Origin of the sequence: Pedobacter sp. N23S346 (assembly GCF_048515415.1) — a bacterium.
Lineage (GTDB): Bacteria > Bacteroidota > Bacteroidia > Sphingobacteriales > Sphingobacteriaceae > Pedobacter.
The window spans coordinates 396116-417136 of record NZ_JBLYEE010000003.1 but is presented as its reverse complement, the minus strand read 5'-3'; the positions used below and the strand labels follow the sequence as shown (position 1 = coordinate 417136).

Annotated in this window: 24 protein-coding genes; 9 read left to right on the top strand and 15 right to left on the bottom strand. The window is 36.1% G+C overall.

What is annotated here, in order from left to right; genetic code table 11:
• The first annotated feature begins 22 nt into the window (after positions 1 to 22).
• From leuD to ACN1CD_RS08690, 6 genes are all read left to right on the top strand, one after another.
• The gene (leuD, locus tag ACN1CD_RS08715; RefSeq protein ID WP_419129999.1) at positions 23 to 619 is read left to right on the top strand and encodes a 3-isopropylmalate dehydratase small subunit; all 597 of its coding nucleotides are present in this window, start codon (positions 23 to 25) and stop codon (positions 617 to 619) included.
• A 73-nt stretch (positions 620 to 692) separates the two neighbouring features.
• On the top strand, positions 693 to 2159 hold the full coding sequence (locus ACN1CD_RS08710) for an ATP-binding cassette domain-containing protein (protein ID WP_419129998.1): 1467 nt from the start codon (positions 693 to 695) through the stop codon (positions 2157 to 2159).
• Positions 2160 to 2256: 97 nt separating this feature from the next.
• Positions 2257 to 3357: a 3-isopropylmalate dehydrogenase gene (gene leuB / locus ACN1CD_RS08705; RefSeq protein WP_419129997.1), complete on the top strand. Its 1101-nt coding sequence runs from the start codon at positions 2257 to 2259 to the stop codon at positions 3355 to 3357.
• Positions 3357 to 4862 (top strand): 2-isopropylmalate synthase, encoded by a 1506-nt coding sequence (locus ACN1CD_RS08700; RefSeq protein ID WP_419129996.1) that lies wholly within the window; start codon positions 3357 to 3359, stop codon positions 4860 to 4862. The genes leuB and ACN1CD_RS08700 overlap by 1 nt, the downstream gene beginning before the upstream one ends.
• Positions 4863 to 5164: 302 nt before the next feature.
• Entirely contained in the window at positions 5165 to 6415 is a 1251-nt protein-coding gene (gene ilvA / locus ACN1CD_RS08695; protein WP_419129995.1) for a threonine ammonia-lyase IlvA, read from the top strand.
• Between the two features lie 101 nt (positions 6416 to 6516).
• Positions 6517 to 6867: a cupin domain-containing protein gene (locus tag ACN1CD_RS08690; RefSeq protein ID WP_419129994.1), complete on the top strand. Its 351-nt coding sequence runs from the start codon at positions 6517 to 6519 to the stop codon at positions 6865 to 6867.
• A gap of 70 nt (positions 6868 to 6937) precedes the next feature.
• On the opposite strand, the gene ACN1CD_RS08685 is transcribed toward ACN1CD_RS08690, so the two are convergent.
• Complete coding sequence (locus tag ACN1CD_RS08685) at positions 6938 to 7498, bottom strand: DUF4230 domain-containing protein (RefSeq protein WP_419129993.1); 561 nt, start codon at positions 7496 to 7498, stop codon at positions 6938 to 6940.
• 134 nt (positions 7499 to 7632) lie between these two features.
• Between ACN1CD_RS08685 and ACN1CD_RS08680 the strand changes: the two genes are divergently transcribed.
• Positions 7633 to 8043 carry a hypothetical protein gene (locus tag ACN1CD_RS08680; protein WP_419129992.1) on the top strand — a complete coding sequence of 137 codons (411 nt, stop codon included), beginning with the start codon at positions 7633 to 7635 and terminating at the stop codon, positions 8041 to 8043.
• A gap of 99 nt (positions 8044 to 8142) precedes the next feature.
• On the opposite strand, the gene ACN1CD_RS08675 is transcribed toward ACN1CD_RS08680, so the two are convergent.
• Positions 8143 to 9135 carry an ABC transporter ATP-binding protein gene (locus tag ACN1CD_RS08675; RefSeq protein WP_419129991.1) on the bottom strand — a complete coding sequence of 331 codons (993 nt, stop codon included), beginning with the start codon at positions 9133 to 9135 and terminating at the stop codon, positions 8143 to 8145.
• 128 nt (positions 9136 to 9263) lie between these two features.
• On the opposite strand from ACN1CD_RS08675, the gene ACN1CD_RS08670 reads away from it, so the two are divergent.
• Complete coding sequence (locus ACN1CD_RS08670) at positions 9264 to 9527, top strand: DUF6364 family protein (protein ID WP_419129990.1); 264 nt, start codon at positions 9264 to 9266, stop codon at positions 9525 to 9527.
• Positions 9520 to 9933: a PIN domain-containing protein gene (locus tag ACN1CD_RS08665; RefSeq protein ID WP_419129989.1), complete on the top strand. Its 414-nt coding sequence runs from the start codon at positions 9520 to 9522 to the stop codon at positions 9931 to 9933. The genes ACN1CD_RS08670 and ACN1CD_RS08665 overlap by 8 nt, the downstream gene beginning before the upstream one ends.
• Positions 9934 to 9994: 61 nt before the next feature.
• On the opposite strand, the gene ACN1CD_RS08660 is transcribed toward ACN1CD_RS08665, so the two are convergent.
• The 13 genes from ACN1CD_RS08660 to hemB all read right to left on the bottom strand — a co-directional run bounded on the left by ACN1CD_RS08660 (position 9995) and on the right by hemB (position 20891).
• Entirely contained in the window at positions 9995 to 10807 is an 813-nt protein-coding gene (locus tag ACN1CD_RS08660) for an outer membrane beta-barrel protein (RefSeq protein WP_419129988.1), read from the bottom strand.
• A 97-nt stretch (positions 10808 to 10904) separates the two neighbouring features.
• Positions 10905 to 11660, bottom strand: a complete 756-nt coding sequence (locus ACN1CD_RS08655) for a hypothetical protein (RefSeq protein ID WP_419129987.1) — start codon at positions 11658 to 11660, stop codon at positions 10905 to 10907.
• The gene (locus ACN1CD_RS08650; protein WP_025146912.1) at positions 11641 to 12210 is read right to left on the bottom strand and encodes an RNA polymerase sigma factor; all 570 of its coding nucleotides are present in this window, start codon (positions 12208 to 12210) and stop codon (positions 11641 to 11643) included. The genes ACN1CD_RS08655 and ACN1CD_RS08650 overlap by 20 nt, the downstream gene beginning before the upstream one ends.
• 341 nt (positions 12211 to 12551) lie before the next feature.
• Positions 12552 to 13709, bottom strand: coding sequence for a hypothetical protein (locus ACN1CD_RS08645; protein WP_419129986.1), 1158 nt, complete (start codon positions 13707 to 13709; stop codon positions 12552 to 12554).
• 161 nt (positions 13710 to 13870) lie between these two features.
• Positions 13871 to 14425, bottom strand: a complete 555-nt coding sequence (locus ACN1CD_RS08640) for a CopD family protein (RefSeq protein ID WP_419129985.1) — start codon at positions 14423 to 14425, stop codon at positions 13871 to 13873.
• Positions 14426 to 14536: 111 nt separating this feature from the next.
• Entirely contained in the window at positions 14537 to 14731 is a 195-nt protein-coding gene (locus ACN1CD_RS08635; RefSeq protein WP_419129984.1) for a type II toxin-antitoxin system RelE/ParE family toxin, read from the bottom strand.
• Complete coding sequence (locus ACN1CD_RS08630; RefSeq protein WP_419129983.1) at positions 14719 to 14898, bottom strand: hypothetical protein; 180 nt, start codon at positions 14896 to 14898, stop codon at positions 14719 to 14721. The genes ACN1CD_RS08635 and ACN1CD_RS08630 overlap by 13 nt, the downstream gene beginning before the upstream one ends.
• Positions 14899 to 14989: 91 nt before the next feature.
• Positions 14990 to 16015: a uroporphyrinogen decarboxylase gene (gene hemE / locus ACN1CD_RS08625; RefSeq protein ID WP_419129982.1), complete on the bottom strand. Its 1026-nt coding sequence runs from the start codon at positions 16013 to 16015 to the stop codon at positions 14990 to 14992.
• A 195-nt stretch (positions 16016 to 16210) separates the two neighbouring features.
• Positions 16211 to 16726 carry a hypothetical protein gene (locus tag ACN1CD_RS08620; protein ID WP_419129981.1) on the bottom strand — a complete coding sequence of 172 codons (516 nt, stop codon included), beginning with the start codon at positions 16724 to 16726 and terminating at the stop codon, positions 16211 to 16213.
• Positions 16726 to 17430: a response regulator transcription factor gene (locus ACN1CD_RS08615; RefSeq protein WP_109926856.1), complete on the bottom strand. Its 705-nt coding sequence runs from the start codon at positions 17428 to 17430 to the stop codon at positions 16726 to 16728. Before ACN1CD_RS08615 ends, ACN1CD_RS08620 begins: the two co-directional genes overlap by 1 nt.
• A gap of 8 nt (positions 17431 to 17438) precedes the next feature.
• A complete protein-coding gene (locus tag ACN1CD_RS08610) occupies positions 17439 to 18305 on the bottom strand; it encodes a sensor histidine kinase (RefSeq protein ID WP_419129980.1) in 867 nt (288 codons plus the stop codon).
• 153 nt (positions 18306 to 18458) lie between these two features.
• Complete coding sequence (gene hemL / locus ACN1CD_RS08605) at positions 18459 to 19829, bottom strand: glutamate-1-semialdehyde 2,1-aminomutase (protein WP_419129979.1); 1371 nt, start codon at positions 19827 to 19829, stop codon at positions 18459 to 18461.
• Positions 19830 to 19922: 93 nt separating this feature from the next.
• Entirely contained in the window at positions 19923 to 20891 is a 969-nt protein-coding gene (gene hemB / locus ACN1CD_RS08600) for a porphobilinogen synthase (protein WP_419129978.1), read from the bottom strand.
• Positions 20892 to 21021: the final 130 nt, after the last annotated feature.

Below are 21021 nucleotides of genomic sequence, written 5' to 3'. Positions count from 1 at the left end.
ATCTGTGTAATCATTATTAAAAATGAAAAAATTCACAAAATTAACATCGGCAACTGTGCCTTTAAATATAGAAAACATTGATACCGACCAGATTATTCCGGCAAGGTTTTTAAAAGCGACTACGCGTGAGGGTTTCGGCGAAAACTTGTTCCGCGACTGGCGTTACGAAAACGATAATCAACCGAAAGCCGATTTCGTTTTGAACGATCCGACTTATAGCGGAAAAATTTTAGTTGCTGGTAAAAACTTTGGTTGTGGCAGTAGTCGCGAGCATGCAGCCTGGGCCATTCAGGATGCAGGTTTTGATGTTGTAATCAGCAGTTTCTTTGCAGATATTTTTAAAGGAAACGCATTAAATAACGGCTTACTTCCTATCCAGGTGAGTGAAGATTTTTTGACTCAAATTTTCAAGGCAGTTGACAACAATGCTAAATCCCCGCTAGAAGTTGATTTAGAAAACCAAACCGTAACAATTAACGAAACTGGTGCTCAGGAATCTTTCGACATCAATCCTTACAAAAAGTCATGCCTGATCAATGGTTATGATGATATAGATTTCATCCTGGCTCAAAAACATTTAGTAGAAGAGTTTGAGGAAAGACAAAAGATTCAAGCTTAAAGACTAAAGCTAACACAATTATCAAAAGATCAGTGTAATCACTTAATCGGTGTAATCATCCCGAAGGAATAATATGAAAGAGAATTTCGTCAGTGTTCAGAATTTAAATTTAAAATACCAGCAAAAGTCGGTATTAACGGATTTAAACTGGACAATAAATAAGGGCGAAAATTATGTTTTGTACGGAGAAAGCAGTAGTGGAAAAACAACATTGGCCAAAATAATAGCAGGTTTGCAAAATGCTATTGGCGATTTAAAAATCAACTTTGATTCAGAAAGCCATCTCCCTGCAGAAGTGCTATTTGTAGAAAGCTGGTATCAATTCAAAAATCTGGAAGGCGTTGCAAATTTTTATTATCAGCAGCGTTATACCAGCCAGCAAGCAAAAGATACTTTAACTGTTCATGCAGAACTGGTACATTATGGTAAAGAGAAAGGTCTTCATTTTGATCGCGTTGAGCCCATTTTAGAAGCCTTGAATTTTTCTTCGTTTGCCAGTTCACAGTTGATTGAATTATCAAGCGGAGAACATAAAAAACTGCAATTGGTTAAAGCCTTGTGGCTGAAGCCTCAATTGTTAATTATCGATCAACCTTACACAGGTTTAGATGCCGCATCGCGAAAAAATCTGAATTTGCTTTTAGATGAAGCTTCTAAAGAAGGTGTTCAGTTAATTTTAGTTTGTAACGATGAATTACCAGCCTTCATCAACCGTTTTGCAAAGATAAAGAATGGACAAATTTTTGTTTCTGATTCAAAAGAAATTTCACCAGTTTCTGCTGAAAAACACGAAAGAGAAATTCCAGATTTTTTAAAGGAATCGCCTGTTTTCTCTTCAGATAGCATCGTAGAAATGGTTGGTGTGAATATCAGCTATGGCGAAAAGCAAGTTTTAAAAAATATCAACTGGGAAGTTAAAGCTGGTGAAAAGTGGTTGTTAAAAGGTCATAATGGCTCAGGTAAATCAACACTTTTAAGCCTGGTAAATGGTGATCATCCACAATCTTACGCCAACGAACTTTATTTATTTGGCAACAGACGTGGAAGTGGTGAAAGCATTTGGGACATTAAACAACATATTGGTCTAATTTCTCCAGAGTTTCATTGGTATTTCGATGCCAATTCAACGGTTTGGCAAAGCATCGCCTCAGGCTTTTACGATACAGTAGGTTTATTTCAACAACTACCCTATACAAAGAGTGCACAGGTTGATGAGCTGGTAGAATATTTCGGACTAACTACATCGAAAAATGAATTGTTGAGCACGCTACCGTTAGGTAAACAACGACTGGTTTTATTAGCCAGAACTATTATTAAAAATCCTGAATTACTGATTCTGGATGAGCCATGTCAGGGTTTGGATCAACAGCAAACACAGCATTTTAACCAGTTAATTGATGAGTTGTGTAGCAACGGAATGACTTTAATTTACGTTGGTCATTTCGAATCGCAGCTGCCAACCTGCATAGAGAAAAGAATATTATTAGAAAAAGGCGAGGTAAAAGTCGTCGAAAGTTTAAATATAGAAATACTAAGCTAATGTAAACAGCCACGGAAACACAGAAGGCATGGAATTAAAACTTCTGTGATTTCAGAGTTTCCACGGCAAAAATTAGTGATAGCAAAAGAAGTTTACAATGAAGAAGAACATTTTAGTAATACCTGGAGATGGTATCGGACCCGAAGTAACCACATGGGGAAAAGCAGCATTAGAAAAAATTGCTGAAATTTTCGGTCACGAGTTTACGTTTGATGAGGCTTTAATGGGCCATGCAGCTATTGAAGTTACGGGTGAACCACTGCCAGACGAAACTTTAGAAAAAGCCAGAAATAGTGATGCAATTCTATTTGGTGCAATTGGCCATGCCAAATACGACAACGACCCAAGTTTAAAAGTTAGACCTGAGCAAGGTTTATTAAAAATCCGCAAGGAATTAGGCTTATTCGCTAACCTCCGTCCAATATTATTATTTGATGAACTTCTTCAGGCATCGAGCATTAAACCAGAAATTTTAAGAGGAACAGATATTTTATTTTTTCGTGAATTAACCGGAGATGTTTACTTCGGCGAAAAAACACGCTCAGAAGACAGAAATACAGCATCAGATTTGATGATTTACCACCGCTACGAAGTAGAGCGGATTGCACACAAAGCTTATCAGGCTGCACAACAACGAAACAAAAGATTGTGTTCAGTAGATAAGGCAAATGTTTTAGAAAGTTCACGCTTATGGCGCGAAACCGTTCAGGAAATTGCTAAACAATATCCAGATGTTGAAACGGAACACATGTTTATCGATAATGCGGCCATGCAACTCATCAAAAATCCTAAGAAATTTGATGTGGTTTTAACAGCTAATTTATTTGGAGATATTTTAACTGACGAGGCGTCGCAAATTGCTGGTTCTATGGGTATGCTGGCCTCAGCATCGGTTGGTGAAAGCACCGGTTTCTTCGAACCTATTCATGGTTCTGCACACGATATTACCGGAAAAGATCTGGCTAATCCACTGGCCTCTATCCTATCGGCAGCACTCATGCTCGAAATTGGCTTTGGCTTAAAAGACGAAGCCAAATTATTGGTTGATACCATTGATGAGGTTTTGAAAGAAGGTTTCAGAACACATGATATTGCAGACCAATCGACCAACCGATTCAAAGTTTTAGGCACTGCCGAAATGGGTAAATTGGTATTGAAATTTTTATCCCAGAAATTAAACCAAACAACAAACCACTAATGATACACGACCCAAATAAAGTATATATTTTCGATACCACGTTACGCGATGGAGAACAGGTTCCAGGCTGCCAGTTAGATACCAATCAAAAAATTGAAATTGCTAAAGCACTGGAATTACTAGGCGTTGATGTTATCGAAGCTGGTTTCCCGATTTCTAGCCCTGGCGATTTTCAAAGTGTTGTTGAATTATCAAAAGCCATTAAAAATCCAACCATTTGCGCACTAACCAGAGCCATTAAAGGTGATATTGATGTTGCTGCAGAATCTTTAAAATTTGCTAAATACCCACGTATTCATACCGGGATTGGTTCTTCTGATATGCACATTAAATACAAATTTAACAGCACCAGAGAGAAGATTTTAGAAAGAGCAGTTGATGCTGTAAAGTATGCCAAAAAATTTGTTGAAGATGTGGAGTTTTATGCAGAAGATGCAGGAAGAGCTGACAATGAATTTTTAGCGCAAATGATTGAAGCGGTTATTGCAGCTGGCGCAACTGTTGTTAACATTCCAGATACCAATGGTTATTGCATGCCCGACCAATACGGCTCTAAAATTTTGTATTTAAAAGAAAACGTTAAAAATATAGATAACGCGATTATTTCTGTCCATTGCCATAACGATTTAGGCTTGGCAACGGCAAATAGTATTGCAGGTGTTGTTAACGGTGCCCGTCAAATTGAGTGTACCATAAACGGAATCGGCGAAAGAGCTGGTAATACTGCTTTGGAAGAAGTTTCGATGATTTTAAAAACACATAGTTTGGGTTTACATACCGGAATTAACAGTAAACATTTTACGGAAATCAGCGGAATGGTTAGCCGCATGATGCACATGCCAGTACAGCCGAACAAAGCGATTGTTGGTAAAAACGCATTTGCACATAGCTCTGGTATTCACCAGGATGGCTTCTTAAAACACCGTGAAAACTATGAGATTATTAACCCTGAGGACGTTGGCTTAAACAGTGCTGATATCATTTTAACTGCCCGTAGCGGTCGCCATGCGTTAAAACATCATTTAGAGCGCTTAGATTACGATATTGAAAAAATCAATATTGATGATGTTTATGAACGTTTCTTAGTTTTAGCTGATGAAAAAAAAGACATTACAGATGATGACTTACTTTTTTTGATGAGCGATGGCGAAATCGAATCCTATAAAAATGGTTATAAGTTAAACTTACTTCAAGTGGTTTGCGGAGATCAGGCCAAACCAACTGCAAATATTAAATTGCAATACGAAGGTGTAGAGAAAGAAGCAAAAGCAGAGGGTAATGGTCCTGTTGATGCCACCATTAATGCAATTGTTAGCATTATTGATAAAGACATTACACTTAAAGAATTTACCATTCAGGCCATGCATGGCGGAAGCGATGATGTGAGTAAAGTAAACATGAAAGTGGATTACGAAGGAAAATCTTTTGTTGGTTTTGGTTTCAGTACAGATATTGTAAAGGCATCGGCTAATGCCTATCTGGATGCCATTAATAAGTTTTTGTAAGAAAGCGGCAAGACTAAAGCGGAAAGACCAAAGCTGAAAGCTAACGCAATTGCTTAAAAATTTTGAGGGCAGCTCCCCTCCCTATTTTCAAGGAGGGGTTTGGGTATTTTTAACTTTCTTACAATAGCTTAAGTTTTCTAAACCCGATTGGAATGGGCATGAAGCGCAGCGTAATAAAATGAAAAGCGGGGCTGCAATAACCGAAAAGTACAGAAACCTGCTTTTCAAAAAAATAAGCAAATAATTTTTGTAAAATATTTACACAGTAATAAAAGCCCCTTTAGGGGTTTGGGGTAAAAAAAATGAATGATACAATAAAAAACACTTTCGATTTTGAAAGCGCTTTTAAAACTTTAGAAGGTATTGTAAAACGTACTCCCCTTGAGTTTAATGCAGGATTATCGTTAAAATACAATGCAAATATTTATCTTAAAAGAGAAGATTTACAAATTGTACGTTCTTATAAATTGCGTGGCGCTTATAATAAAATAAGTACACTTAATATCAATGCATTAGAAAACGGTATTGTATGCGCCAGCGCGGGCAATCATGCACAGGGCGTAGCTTATTCTTGCAAAAAGTTAAACATTAAAGGCGTAATCTTTATGCCCGAAATAACCCCTAAGCAAAAAATTAAACAAGTAAATATGTTTGGTGGCGACAACATTGAAATTATTTTAGTTGGCGATACCTTTGACGATTGTTTAAAAGAAGCCTTAATTTATTGTGAAGAAAAATCATCAACATTTATTCCTCCCTTTGATGATGAAAAAATAATTGAAGGACAGGCCACTGTTGCGATGGAAATTTTTCAAGATTTACCGGAGTTAGATGCCATAATTGTACCTGTTGGTGGTGGTGGTCTAGCCTCAGGAGTTAGTGCTTACTTGCAAACGGTAAAACCTGCTGTGAAAATTTTCGGCGTCGAACCAATGGGTGCGCCCTCATTAAGCGAGGCACTTAAAAACGGGGGACCAATAACCGTTGAAAACATAGAGCGCTTTGTAGATGGTGCAGCCGTAAAAAGAATGGGTTGGATAACCTATAAATATTGTCAGGAACTGCTCAGCTCTACATACCTAATTCCTGAAGGGCAAATTTGCACAACCATCTTAAAGCTTTATAACGAAGATGCTATTGTTGTTGAACCTGCGGGTGCGTTATCTGTTGCCGCTTTAGAGCAGGTAAAAGATCAAATTGAAGGCAAAAATATAGTGTGTGTGATCAGTGGGGGTAACAACGACATCGAGCGGATGCAGGAAATTAAAGAGAAATCTTTGCTTTTCGAAGGGTTGAAACATTATTTTATCGTTCGTTTCCCACAAAGACCAGGTGCTTTAAAATTATTTGTGAATGAGGTTTTAGGTCCACAGGATGATATTACCCGTTTCGAATTTATTAAAAAGACAAATAAAGAAAATGGCCCGGCCTTAGTTGGCATAGAATTATTAAATAAAAATGATTATGCAAGCTTATTGCAACGCATGAAGGATTTTAAATTTGAGATTATTGAATTAAACCAGGATCAGACTTTATTTGAGTATTTGGTATAATGTGCCATTTAACCGCAAAGAACTCAAAGTTTTTCGCAAAGAACGCAAAGTGTTTTGATTTAAAAAATTAAACCACCTCAGAAGTGGTAAAAAAATATTATATGAATTTTAAAGATTTAACCAACAAAACATTAATTACAGACAACGACCTTGATTGGGAAGAATTAGGCGGTGGCGTTAAACGTAAAGTATTGCCATTTGATAACAACCTGATGTTGGTTAAGGTAGATTTTGAAAAAGGTGCCATTGGAACTCTTCACAATCACCCACATTTACAGTTGAGTTATGTAGCTAAAGGGAGTTTCGAAGTAACCATGGGTGATGATAAAAAAATCCTGAATGAACGTGATGTTTTCTTCGCACCAACCATGGTATTTCATGGTGTGGTTTGCCTGGAAGCAGGATTATTGGTGGATATTTTTAATCCGCACCGTGAAGATTTTTTAAAATAGTTTTTTCACACCATTTAAGGTACTTAAGTAACAAAAATCACTTAGGTACCTTAGGTATTTAAATTCTTAGTTAATCAAAAGTAAGTCTCACATTCTTGTAACCCAAGCCCTCAATTATTGGCTTTAGTACATTTGTTGCATTCGTTTTAGTTTGTGCTAAAATATTTGATTTCTTCACTTCTGCTGTAACATGTTTTTCAGCAGCTTTATATGCCTCATCTACTAATCCAGCTTCGCGGAAGAAAGCCATTTTCGTATCGTAAACTCTGGAATTTTTGTGGTCAATTTTTACATAACAAATCTCTGGCTGTGGTAAATTTACTACAGCGGTATCGGCATATATCTCAATGTTATCTCGTGTAACTTTTGTGAGATCAATACATCCTACCGCCTCGGCTTTTACAATGAGCAGCACGCTGGCTTCGGGTAAAAAATCTGTTTTATTTTTATGTTCCAGTACATCGCTAATTTGGTAGCGAACCAGCTCCAGTTTGCCAATAGCCTCAATTTTCTCTACTAAAAGCTGATGTTTACTTTCTACAGAAGTACTTATGCTGAACTTTTTAGAGATAAAAAAGTAACCAGCAACTAACAAAATAACCCATGGCAAAACCCTAAAAAATATTCTCATTGTGAAGGAATTAATTCAATTTTCTTTGTTGTGTGATATCGGATTAACAATTATTAATCCAGATTGTGTTCTTCAGCATTTTTGGCAGTTGTTTTGTATTATGCACCATACACACACAAATAAAACTAATCAACATGAAAAAACTTACTATCCTAATGCTTTGCATTGCCACACTAGGTCTGGCATCTTGCAAGAAAGACCCCGTTGTTCAGAATGGCGCGAATAACCTAACAATTATTAAATATATTCAGCCAAGTGAATGGCAATCAAGCAGTAATAGATTTACTTTATCAGCAGCTATTCTTGATAATAGAATTGATGCCCGTACATTTGAAGATGATGGAGTTTTAGTTTATATATCTAGAGGTGATAATAATGTGTATGAACAAGTACCATTTGTATATGATACAAACTCATACAGTTATGCAATAAGCCAAGGCAGAATCGATTTGGACATTCAATCATCAGATTTTCAAGAGGCAATTCCAGACAGACCTACTACAGTTACTAGAGTTAAAATAGTATTAATTGAATCATTCCAATAAATAACTCAAGCTACTAAAACGACTAATATTCAATTGAATGTTAGTCGTTTTTTTATGCTTTATTATTCCCAAATTAAAAAATTAAAGATTTAATTATACCTAAAACTCTAAAAAACGACTAATGTTTAATTGAACGTGGTCGTTTTTTTTATGTTCTCCCCTATTTAATTGGAGAGCCCTTACAGTTACACCATTCCGCTCCAAAAGCAATTCATCGTAGAAACCTTTATAATAAACATCCTTTACTTCGAAGCGTCTACTGCTCCAGTTGCTATTAATTTCTGCCCATTCCGGATAAAAAACAACATTTGCAGAAAAGGTTTTTAAACCAATTTTCTCTGCATCGCCTCTTGATAAAACAACAGCATTACCTAAAATTTGTGCAGTATAGATATGTTTTGGCTTCTGGTAAATTTCTGAAGGCTTACCCGTTTGCAGAAGCTCACCATTGCGCACAATCAAAAGCTGGTCTGCCAGAAATAAGCCATCAGCCGGATCATGAGAAACCAGGATGACAGTAACTCCGGTTTCGGCAGCAACCCGTTTAATATCTGCTCGTAACTGGTTTTTAAGCAGGGCATCAACCTGACTGAAAGGTTCATCCAATAGCAGCACTTTTGTGTCAGACACCATCGCTTTCGCAATGGCTACACGTTGTTGTTCTCCGCCACTAAGTTCTATAATCTTCTTATTTTGCAATGGAAGAATCCGTAAATGTTCCATGATGGCTAAAGTTTTCTCAGCTTTAGTTTTGAGATCGGTATTAGAAAGTTGAGAAGCAATATTATCATAAACCTTGGCATAAATATTCAATGAAAAATCCTGAGTAACCATTTTCATTTGCTTGTGCCCGGGGATAAGTTGCTCATCAGGGCCCTTTACCCGTTCATTGTTAAAGAAGATTTCTCCCTCATCAGTTTTTAATAAGCCATAAATAGATTTTAACAGGGTTGATTTTCCACTTCCGCTTTCGCCAATAATGGCCACCACATCGCCACGCTTAATTTCGAAATTAATATTTTTTATACCACCCGCCTGATCTGTCTGGTATTGCTTGGTTAAATTTTTTACGCTGATGATGGTATCGCTCACAAGGGTAAAGATAAAGCTTAAAGTAGAAAGACTAAAACTTAAAGCGAAAGAATATCACACGTGTAATTATATTAAAATTTGCACGTGTAAGTATATCCATGTATCTTTATATCAATAATTAGAAGACTATGAATACTAAGCTAACATTAACGATAGATGACTCTGTTATTAAGCAAGCGAAAGCTTATGCTGAAAAGCAAGGAAGAAGTTTATCGGCCGTTGTAGAAAACTACTTGAAAGCCGTAACTAAAAGGGAGGAGAAAGAGGTGGAAATTTCACCGATTGTAAAATCCATGATAGGCGCATTTAAGATGCCTGAAGATTTTAATTATAAAGAAGAGTTGAATAAAATGAGAGAAGAGAAATATCAAAAATACCTTGATAATGAATAAAATCTTAATTGATTCGGATATTATTTTAGACTATTTTCTTGATAGAAAACCATTTTCTGAAGATTCTACGAAAGTATTATCATTATGCGAAAATAAAGAAGTTAGTGGATTTGTCACAGGTTTAGCAATAGCCAATATTCATTATATTTTAAGAAAAGAACATAGTTCTAAATCAATTCTACAAGGAATTAAACGTTTGCTTAGTTTTTTGGATGTGCTTGTAATTAATAAAGAGACTATTCTACAAGCAATAGATTCAGATTTTACAGATTTTGAAGATGCACTTCAAAATTTTTCAGCAGAAAATAAAGGGTCGGTTGATATTATTATCACCAGGAATATAAAAGATTACAAAAAAAGTAACCTGACTATTTTAACTCCCGAAATGTTTTTAAATACACTGTAAAATAAAATCCTGTTTCGCCTAACCGAAACAGGATTTAACTTATTTGTGTGTTGCTGTATTTTTAATTAAGTCCGAAGGTTACACCAAAGCTCATGTTCTTTAAACCAGCCTGTGCAGGTGTATTAAACATATCATTGAAATAGTATTTGGTAAATAAGCCGAAGCCTCCATAACCTAATCTGAATGTACCTCCGTAGCGAACTGATTGAAAGTGATAATTATCATATTGCTTTTCCTTACCACGCTCATCGCTAATCTGTTTAACTTTTCCATTAAGCAAGAAACTTACTTCCGGACCTAAAATGAAGTAGAATCTTTTTCCTTTTTTGGATTCGTTTGTACGAAATTCAAAATTTAATGGAATATGTACATAGCTGCTAGAGAAACGATTCTTTGAGAAAGCAATATTTTCATTTACGTAAGCTAAAGTGGGTTGATTTTTTTGAATCGTGATGTTATCTCTTAAGCGAATTAATGTCCAGTCGAAACCACCTGCTACATAAACCTTAAAATTAGAGTTGAAACGGTATCCAAATTGCAAAACATCAAAAGAAAATGTACTTGTTTTACCACCTTTATAATCTAAAAATTCATTATTTGGAGATAAGTTAAAGCTTCCATTATCAATTAATCTGGAGAAACCTAAGTCCACTCTGGTAAAAGTAATTCCACCAACAAAGCGACCTTTTTTAGCAGTCTCAGTAGAATCACTTGTTTTTGAAATCAATGTACCTCCGCCAATCCTCACAGTATATTTTCCCTTTTTTTTGATTACTGTATCCTTAACCACCGTATCTTGTTGTGCAAAAGCCCTCGGAGCCATAACACCGGCAAGCCCGCTTACCAGAAGTGTTGTAAAAATTAGATGTTTCATATGTTGTGTGTTATTTTTTGAATGAATGAAGGAATGATTTATTGAATGAATGAGAAAGTGATTGAATCTCCGAAATCTTATAATACTATAATTTGGTTTATTTTCTGTTTTTCTTTCCTATTCTAAACGGACCAATGTTTACCACCGAAATAGAAGAATCATCATCATCAGTTCTGAACTGAATTAACTTATCTTTTCTTTTATCCATTTTGTTAACAATCAGGTTGACTACATCACCAACATTACGGATTCCCTTTCTGTCAGCCGAATTACTGCTTCCGATGGTCTCATCAGTAACGGCTTCGTTTACATTAGCGGCTAAAACAGTTTCTTCTTTAGTTTGGAAAATCGCCTCTTCAATTTTAGTTTTAATATCCTTTTTCGGTTCTTCCACCTTGGCAATCATCGTTTCCTGTTTTTGGATCTCTGGAGCCGTGATCATTTTTTGCTTCTCAATAGGCCTAACTGTTTCTCTTACTTCAGTTTTCACCAGCGTTGTAACTGGCTTAATGTTAATGGGTAGCGTTTTCACAGCATCCCTGACAGGTACAGCTATTGAAATTACTGAATCTGTAATTGGTCGCTCAACAGTAGCCGATTTTTCTATTTTAGGTTCTACATTATTCGCATATTGCTTTGGTTTAACCTCTTGTTGTTGATAAACCAAAACCCCGGTCGCGGCAATTAGTAAAACTGCTGCCGCAGATAACCAGTAAATCGAGATAATCCTTTTTTTCTTTGGTTCAATTTCGCTCTTTATGTTATTCCACAAATCTCTCGATGGCGTAATTTCAGCATCTTCGAAACTGTCTTTAAATAACTGATCAAAATCCTTATCCTGTATAGGTTGCATAACCAAATCCCTCCATTTTTATAATTTCTTCTTTTAATATTGCTCTTGCTCTCGAAAGCTGAGACTTACTGGCACCTTCAGAAATACCCAAAGTTTCCCCAATTTCTTTGTGAGAATAACCCTCAATCACATACATATTGAAAACCATTCTGTATCCATCAGCCAGCTTTTGTATCACTTTCATTAAATCCTGCATACCTAATGTTCCAAAATCGAATCCTGTTGAGGGTTGCTCATAAGCTTCATCTATCTCCACTACATTCAGGCTGCGTAAATTTTTGCGGTAACTTTCAATTGCTGTGTTCACCATCACTCTTCTAATCCAGCCCTCAAATGAACCATCACCTCTGTATTCTTTTATTTTTTGGAAAATTTTAATGTATCCCATTTGCAATACATCTTCAGCTTCCATTCTATCTTTGGCGTAGCGCATACAAACGGCCAACATTTTCGAAGCAGTTTGCTTATAAAGCAACTCCTGCATCTTCCGGTCGCCGGCTTTGCAGCCCTCCATCAAATCATTTATTGTATAGCTTCGCGTCAATTTCATTGTGTGTTTGTATATAGAAGATGGCAGAATACAAACAATGGTTGCATGGAGGGAGAAAGAAAGTTAAATAAAGTTAAAATCAACATTAAATGTGCTGATTATCAGAGAGATAAAATGTTATAAATTTTGAAGAAAGATATAGATTTTTTATTTGAAAATGAACATTCAGCATTTCATCGGGAGCAGCAGTCCCGCTATCCGCTTCAAAGCTTCGGTTCGTTCCTCACCTTCGTGTTTTCGCTGCTATCGGGTTTAGAAACCAGGGGCAATGCTTAAAAATAATAAACCCCGCAGGCTTTAGAAACCTACGGGGTTTGAAATCTTATAAGGCTAATGACCCTCTACCTTTCTGCTTTCTTTACCTTAAACAATTTAAAATCCTGTTTATAGGTTAAGAAAAAGGAGTGGTTAAACTGGAGTTGTTTATCAGTATGATCTAAATCAACGTGGGGTTCAAAACGCACATCCAGGTATAGATGTGGAATCAATTCTTTTTGGTAGGCATAACGTAGCGAAACAATATTTCTACTGCTTTGCTTTAAGCCATTGGTATATAAGTTGCTCGAAACCGACTCATACAAAGGCATTCCCTTAATTGAAATAAAGTTGTTTCCTTTCCAGTAAGAGGCTACCAAACTTCCCCATTTACTTTCTACACCAGCATTGAGCCACAATCCGAAACCACCTTCATATGCTCTTCTCTTTGTAGGCGAAAAATCTTTGTACACGGCGATGTAATTATCGGTGTAAACTTGTTTAATATTAGTGTTGATTTCTTTATGTAGTTTCAGTCCGGTAGCACCATTAAATACGGTACTAATTGGAATTTCTTTTAAGACATCGATTTGTCCACCTTGATGGAATGCCAAAAACTGTGCAGGAATGCTCAGTTTCCAGTTATCGGTTTTCAGTAGAAAAGTTTCAGTTGATAAGCCTCCGATGATTTCCTCTTTTGCTGCCTCGCCCGAGTAAATCATTTTCTGCCAGGTAATCCAGGCATCTAAAGTAAATTTTTTGCGTTCAACTAATAACTGCGTTCCATATTCTATTGGTGTAGTGATTGTTCTTTCGAAATTGTAAAGTGGCTCGATATATTTATGCTGAATACCACCTTCTAAACTCCCGAAAATTAAGGTTAAATTTCTTTTATGATATTTCAAACTGAATAATGGTTTCGCATCAGTTATCCCGTTACGTCCGAAATCTTTTCGGATAAATGCACCAGCAGTAATCGCTAAATTCGGATGTGCATAATACACAATTTGTGGCTGCAACTGTGTGCCATACAAGGTATAACCATCATGAAAATCATTGGTGTACTCGTAGTTACGAACGTAGTTAAGATTGTAGAAATTGAAATGCACTTCGTTCGTCAAACTACTATCAGGACGGATTCTATTTTCAAATGCCGATTGATTAAACTGCGCCGAAGCAAAATATGAAGTAAATAAAAAGCCAATGAGGAGTAAGGTTTTTTTCGAACCTGTAATTGTAAACATGTGTTTGGGTTTATTTGCCTAAATTTAGGATAGTTTTTCGTAAAGTGTAAAGTAGGAAGTATCAAGAATCAAGAATTGAATGCAAGTTTACGAAAAGCAAACAAAGAGCTTAATTGGGCTTTTGCTTTCAGCTTTATTATTTGGCCTTTCAGCCTTTAGGTTTATTTCTTTAAACGATAATTTTTGTACAGCTTAACCGCAATCATAATAGCCATCGCCACGCCCATAATGCCAATCAAACCATAAATCCAATTGATGGCACTTTTAAGAATTACTACAAAAACAATTGCAATCATAAAAATGGTTGCCAATTCCCGCCACAAGCGTAACTGAAAACTGGTCATTTTAAATTGATTGTTTTTAAGCTGTTTAACTATATTCTGGCAGACAAAATGATAAATGATTAGACCGATTACAAAACCAAGTTTAACATGCATCCAATCCATTAGCAAAAGCATAGGATGCAGTATAAGCATTGATGAACCTGCTACTACCGAGATAACCATTGCCGGAGCACAAATAATTTTCCATAAAGTGGCCTCCATCTTAATAAACTGTTTTACGAGGATACTTTTCTCTGGTTCAACTTTATCGTTCGCTTCGGTATGATAAATAAACAGACTTAAAATATAAAACAAACCAGCCATCCAGCTAATTACAAACACGATGTGTACCGCAAGAAAGTAGGAATAATATGGCTGTAGGGTTTCTATCATTATAAATAAAAGTGCTTATCTAAAGAAATGGTTGAGATGAATGATGAACAGTGAGAATTTCTACGGTATCAATTTTCCTATCAAAATAATATATAATTCGGAAATTTCCTTCTATAAGCTCACGAATGGATTCGTTGTCTCTTTCAGGACAATCCTGCCTAATTCCGGCATGCCCTTTAAAATTTTAGGCTTATCAAAAAGCTTTTTAATAAGTGCTGATGCAAAATTATTAGAATATTGGCTATGAAAATTAGCAATATTATTTAAATCATCAATGGCTATTTCTGTCCAGACTACTTTAGCCATCTTTCAAGCTTTTTCTCAGCTTCTTCCTCTGAATAAACTCTACCTTCCTCAACCTGATTTAATCCCACATCAATTTTTTGAAGTAATAAGATTCTTTCAATTAATTCATCCGCAGAAAATTCATCGGGCATCTCTTTCAAAGTATCTATAATTTCTGTCTTTTTCATCAAAAAATCTATAAATTAATATGAACCTATAATATCTAAATATAACAATTTATACTCGCCGTTCAAAGTCCAATTTAGGAGATTTAGGTGCTTAATACCTAAACTCCCTTACCACTTCAATCGCATACTTCACGTTATCAAAAGGAATATCTGGCATAATACCATGACCTAAGTTGAAAATAAATCCTTCTGTACCACGCATGCGTTCGAACAATTTATGAATTTGTGCTTTAATCACAGATTTATCGGCGTATAAAATATGTGGATCTAAATTCCCCTGTACAGCAATACCTGCCGGCAAGGCATTTTTTATGTTTAATAAATCAGCATTCCAGTCCACCGAAATTACATCAGGCTTTGCCTCAGCCATAATTGGTGCAAAAACAGAACTTCCTTTACAAAAAGAGATAACCGGAATATCTTTTCTATTTAAGTTTGAAATAATTTCCTGAATATAACGGTGAGAGAATTCCTGATAATCATTCCAGGATAAGGCTAGCGCCCAACTGTCAAAAATTTGAACTGCGTTAACACCCGCCGTAATTTGAAGATTCAAATAATCAGTTGTTACTTTAGCAATTTTAGCTAAGAGTTTGTGTGCTAACTCTGGCTGATTGTGTATAAAAAGCTTTGTTAATTTAAAATCTTTAGAAGAACCTCCTTCGATTAGGTAACTCATTACTGTAAAAGGTGCACCTGCGAAACCAATTAAAGGAATATTTCCGTCTAAACGCTGTTGAATCACCTTAATTGCATCGGCAACATATTGCAATTCATCTAAACAATCTACATTGAGGTTTTCAATATCTTGTGCATTCCGAACCGGGTTTGCAAACTTCGGACCAACGCCTTGAGTGAAACTTAAATCGCCACCCATAGCCTCGCCGGTTACTAATATATCACAGAATAAAATTGCTGCATCAATATTCAATAGATCAACAGGCAACATGGTCACATCAGCCGCAATTTCAGGAGTTTTACACATCTCTAAAAAAGAGTATTTGTTTTTAATCTCCCAATACTGTGGCATAAAACGACCAGCCTGGCGCATCATCCATACTGGTGGACGTTCTGTTTGCTTTGAGAATGCGGCGTCTAAAAATAAGTTATTCTTCATGATTTGTAATTGATCTTCCGTTAATTGTCATGCTGATTTTTTTCAGCATCCTCCTTTTTGGTTAGATCCTGAATTGTATTCAGGATGACGTATGGATAAAAAAAATTAATGGTGCAAAGCTATAAATAAATAAAAAAACGAAGCACCTTTTTATTCCTAAACCGGTCTTCGTTATTCAAAATGACAATATTAATATTATAATTTACTTATTTCCTTTTCTATCTTGACAATAATCTCCTTTGAACGGGATGATTCTGCAAGTTCTTTAGCCAATTTTGTATAAGCCTCTACTTTCTCTTTATCTTTTTTCCTTAAAGCAAGATTTGCCAGGTGAATTAAAACATAACCTTTTTGGTTTTTGCCTCCAACAGGAAAACGACTCGCCAACTGGAAATGATATTCAGCTTTATCAAAATCTTCTTCTTTCAAGGCCATATTGCCTTGCATAAATTCGTAGTATCCTCTACGGTTTTTCGAAAGCCGTTCTGAATTTGGAACTTCTGCTAACATTAGCTTTGCTTTAACAAAGTCGTTATTTTTAAAATATTTGGAGGCCATTAAGACCGAACTATGCCTAAAGTGACTCCAAATGATAAAGATAAACAGGAAGCCTGCTACTGCTGCCAATTCGTATTGAATGTAATAAACACAAACCAATGCCGCCAGCAAAAAAACGGCCATCAGCACGTACCTGCCAAAACTGTTATACATTAATGAATATCAGTGAATTTATAGCCTACACCACGAATAGAATGGAAATAAACAGGATTCTTTTGATCTGGTTCGAAATATTTACGGAACGTTAAAATAAAATTATCAATCGTTCTTGTTGATGGATAAACATCGTAATTCCATACGGTTTCCAAAATCTGCTCACGAGATACCGCATCATTTTTACGCTCAATTAAAAGCTTCAACAACATCGTTTCTTTCTTCGTAAGCGGCGTAATGGTACCATCATCGTGTTTCAATTCGAAAGAGTTGAAATAGATTGTTTTATCTCCGATTTTATAAGAATTTAATTCTTTTAAATCGTCAGATTTAAGGCTACGTTTAACTAAGATCCCAACACGAAGAATTAATTCTTCTAAATTAAATGGTTTAACTAAATAGTCATCAGCACCTTTCTTTAATCCTAAAACACGATCTTCTGATGTATTTTTAGCGGTTAAAAACATAATTGGCACTTCAGCATTTTCTAAACGAATGGTTTCACAAACCTGGAAACCGTCCATTTCTGGAAGCATTACATCTAAGATGATAAGATTAAAGCGTTCTTCTTTAAAAATTTTAAGCGCGGTTTTGCCATCTTTAACGGCGTGAACTTTATAACCCTCAAGTTCGAGGTTTAATTTGATAGCATCTAACAAGTGATCCTCGTCTTCTACCAATAGAATTCTTAATTTTTGTGACATAATTGAGATTAACTAAATGTTACTTCAAAAATACTTCCTCGAGGCAAATTGTCTTTTACTGTAATATCTGCATCATGGTATTGTAAAACCTCTTTCACAATAAACAAGCCTAAACCCGTTCCCTTCGCTTTTCTGACATTCTCATTACCAACGCGGTAGAACTTATCAAATATCAACATTTTTTCGGCATCTGAAATACCGGGACCTTTATCAATAACACTCAATCTTAAATGCCCTTCCTCCTTATCTAAAACCACATTTATCTCATCACATGGACTCGAATATTTTACTGCATTTTCTATCAAATTCGTCACTACTGACGATAAGGCAAACTTGTCACCCATTATCTGCAAATTTGGCTGAATTTGAGCATTAATTAATTGTTCATTGCCACAGGAGTGAACCTGCAACCGATCGGTAATTTTATAAACCAATTCCGAAAAATTAAATTCCTCCTTCGGAAAGGTGTAAGAACGATTTTCAATCTTTGTGGCCAATAACATGTTTTCTACCAAATCGTCCAACCGCTCAATATCTTTTAGCGAATTATTCAATAAAGAAACCTGCCGGGCTTTATCTAAATCTCTTTTAACAATAGTTTGAATGGAAAGTTTTATTGCTGCCAGTGGCGATTTCAATTCATGCGTAATCGACATCAGAAAATTTTGCTGTTGTTCTCTTAGTTTATCTTCACGTTTTAAAGATTGATGCAAGAAATAACCTCCAATACAGAGCAGGAATAAAAACACGGAACCTTCGCCCATGATCATTGTCATGCGGCTCGGCTGCAACCTCACCACCAAAGTCCCCCAGGAAATGAGCTGAATAAGGGCATAGAGTAGCAATGCGTAAAATATAATTATTGATTTCTTCATCTATTGATTTTTCCTTCGGGTTGATTGCACAGATTGTTTGATTACTCAGATTTATTTAACGCTGTTCTTTTTTCGAGGCATGAAGCAATGACAACTTCCAATACAAAACTCTCCGTTCTCTGTGAAATCTCCGTGCCCTATGTAGTAAAACTTTTATTTCTTAAATACTAAATCCAAAGCCTCAAATATAGCACGTTTGGCTTTCTCCAACTCTATCTTAGTATGAGCTGCAGAAACAAAACCAACTTCATATCCCGATGGACCTAAATAAATACCTCTATTTAACAACTCACGGTGCATCACTTTGAATTTTTCCATGCTACTCGCGTCAATATCATCAGCAGATTGAATTTTATCCTTATCTGTAAAAGCGAACCAAAAGATAGAACCCACCGTGAACACTTTAAATTTATAATTTCTAGCCGTTGCAAAACGTTGAATACTTTCTACAAAACCTTGTGTTTTAGCATTTAAATCTTTGTAGAAACTTGATTTATTTAGTTCAGTAAGCGTAGCAATACCCGCAGCCATGGCTACCGGATTGCCAGATAAAGTACCTGCCTGGTAAACGCCTCCATCAGGGGAGATGTGCGCCATAATCTCTGATGATGAACCATACATTCCTACCGGCAAACCACCACCAATGATTTTTCCATAGGTTACAATGTCAGGTGTAATACCATAATAAGCAGCAGCACCTTCAAAACCTACACGGAAACCAGTAATTACTTCATCAAAAATCAATAAAGAGCTATTTTCCGTACAAATTTTACGCAAAAATTTAACGTATTCCTCATCCTGAATAATTAATCCGTTATTGGCTGGAATGCCTTCAATAATTACTGCCGCAACCTGATCTTTGAATTGTTCAAAGGCTTGTTCAATTGCATTGGTATCATTTAAAGGAATTACAATGGTTTCTTCCGCAAAAGATTTCGGAACGCCAGCAGAAGAAGTTTCGCCAAAAGTAACTAAACCAGAACCTGCCTTAACTAAAAGGGAATCGCTGTGACCGTGATAGCAACCTTCGAATTTAATGATTTTATCTCTGCCGGTGAAACCTCTTGCCAAGCGAATGGCTGACATTACGGCTTCAGTACCTGAGCTTGTAAAACGAATTTTTTCTACAAAGCGATTGTTTTTAATAATCAGTTCTGCTAATTCATTTTCTAAAGCTGTAGGTGCGCCAAAACTCATTCCGTTTTGCATTACTTCGGTAACTTTCTCACGAATTTTATGATTGTTATGCCCTAAGATTAATGGACCCCAGCTTCCGCAGAAATCAATAAACTGGTTTCCATCAGCATCCCAGATATAGCAACCATCTCCTTTTTCTATAAAAAGTGGCGTACCATAAACCGATTTAAATGCTCTAACTGGTGAATTTACACCGCCTGGGAAGTATGTTTTTGATTTCTCATACAGCTCGGCAGATTTTACTCTAGAAATATCAGGTTTACTTCCAGTATTAACCGGAATATCGGCCTCGTTACCAGAAAACATTTTCTTTAATGAATCTAACATTTTATTAAGCTAAAAGCTGAAAGACTAAAGCTGAAAGGTAAAACTAGCGCCATAATAGTGCTTTGGTCTTTTTGCTTTAAGCTTTCAGCTTATTTACATCCAATTGTTATTTAAAATATCTTTAATATGATAGGTGGTGATGATACTTGCTCCTGCTCGCGCGAAGGCATGCATCGTTTCCATTACTACTTTTTGTTCGTCAATCCAACCACGTTCTGCAGCGGCCTTAACCATAGAGTATTCGCCAGAAACATTATAAACAGCAATTGGTAAATTGATATCTTGCTTTAAACGTTGAATAATATCCAGATAGGCCAATCCAGGTTTCACCATTAAAACATCTGCTCCCTCTTGCTCATCTAACTGTGCTTCACGTAATGCCTCCAAAGGATTTCTAAAATCCATTTGGTAAGCCTTTCTATCGCCTTTACTTGGCGCACAATCGGCAGCCTCTCTAAAAGGACCATAATAGGCCGAAGCAAATTTTGTAGCATGACTCATAATGGCAGCATTTTCAAAACCATGCTGATCTAATAGATTACGCATCGTTTCAATTCTGCCATCCATCATATCTGACGGCGCAAACATATCTGCACCAGCTTGTGCATGAGTTAATGCCATTTTAGCAATTACCTGGGCTGTTTTATCATTTTGAACATAGTCGTTCTCCATAATACCGCAATGACCATGAGTGGTATAAGAACACACACAAACATCCGTAATGACATATAAATCTTCGCCGAATTGCTTTTTTAACTCACGAACTGCAGTTGGTACTAAAGAATGATCATGATAGGCGGATTTTGCATCAGCAGATTTTTCATCGCCCACACCAAAAAGCATAATTTTATTTAATCCTTTTTTCAATCCCGCTTCCACATCGCTAACCAATGTATCAACCGAATAATGGTTTACACCTGGCATAGCATCAATTGCATGCGTAACATTCGTTCCTGGTACTACAAAATAGGGATATACAAACATATCTTTCGATAGTCGGGTTTCGGCTACCATCTCTCTCACCAACGGGTTCTTTCTCAATCTTCTCGGACGATGTAACATATTATTAGTATCAAGTATTTAGTATCAAGTATCAAGACTTGAATGTTATTTTTCCTTCAGGATGACTTTATAATCAAGTATTTAGTATCAAGCATCAAGCATCAAGACTTGAATATCGTTTTTCCTTCAG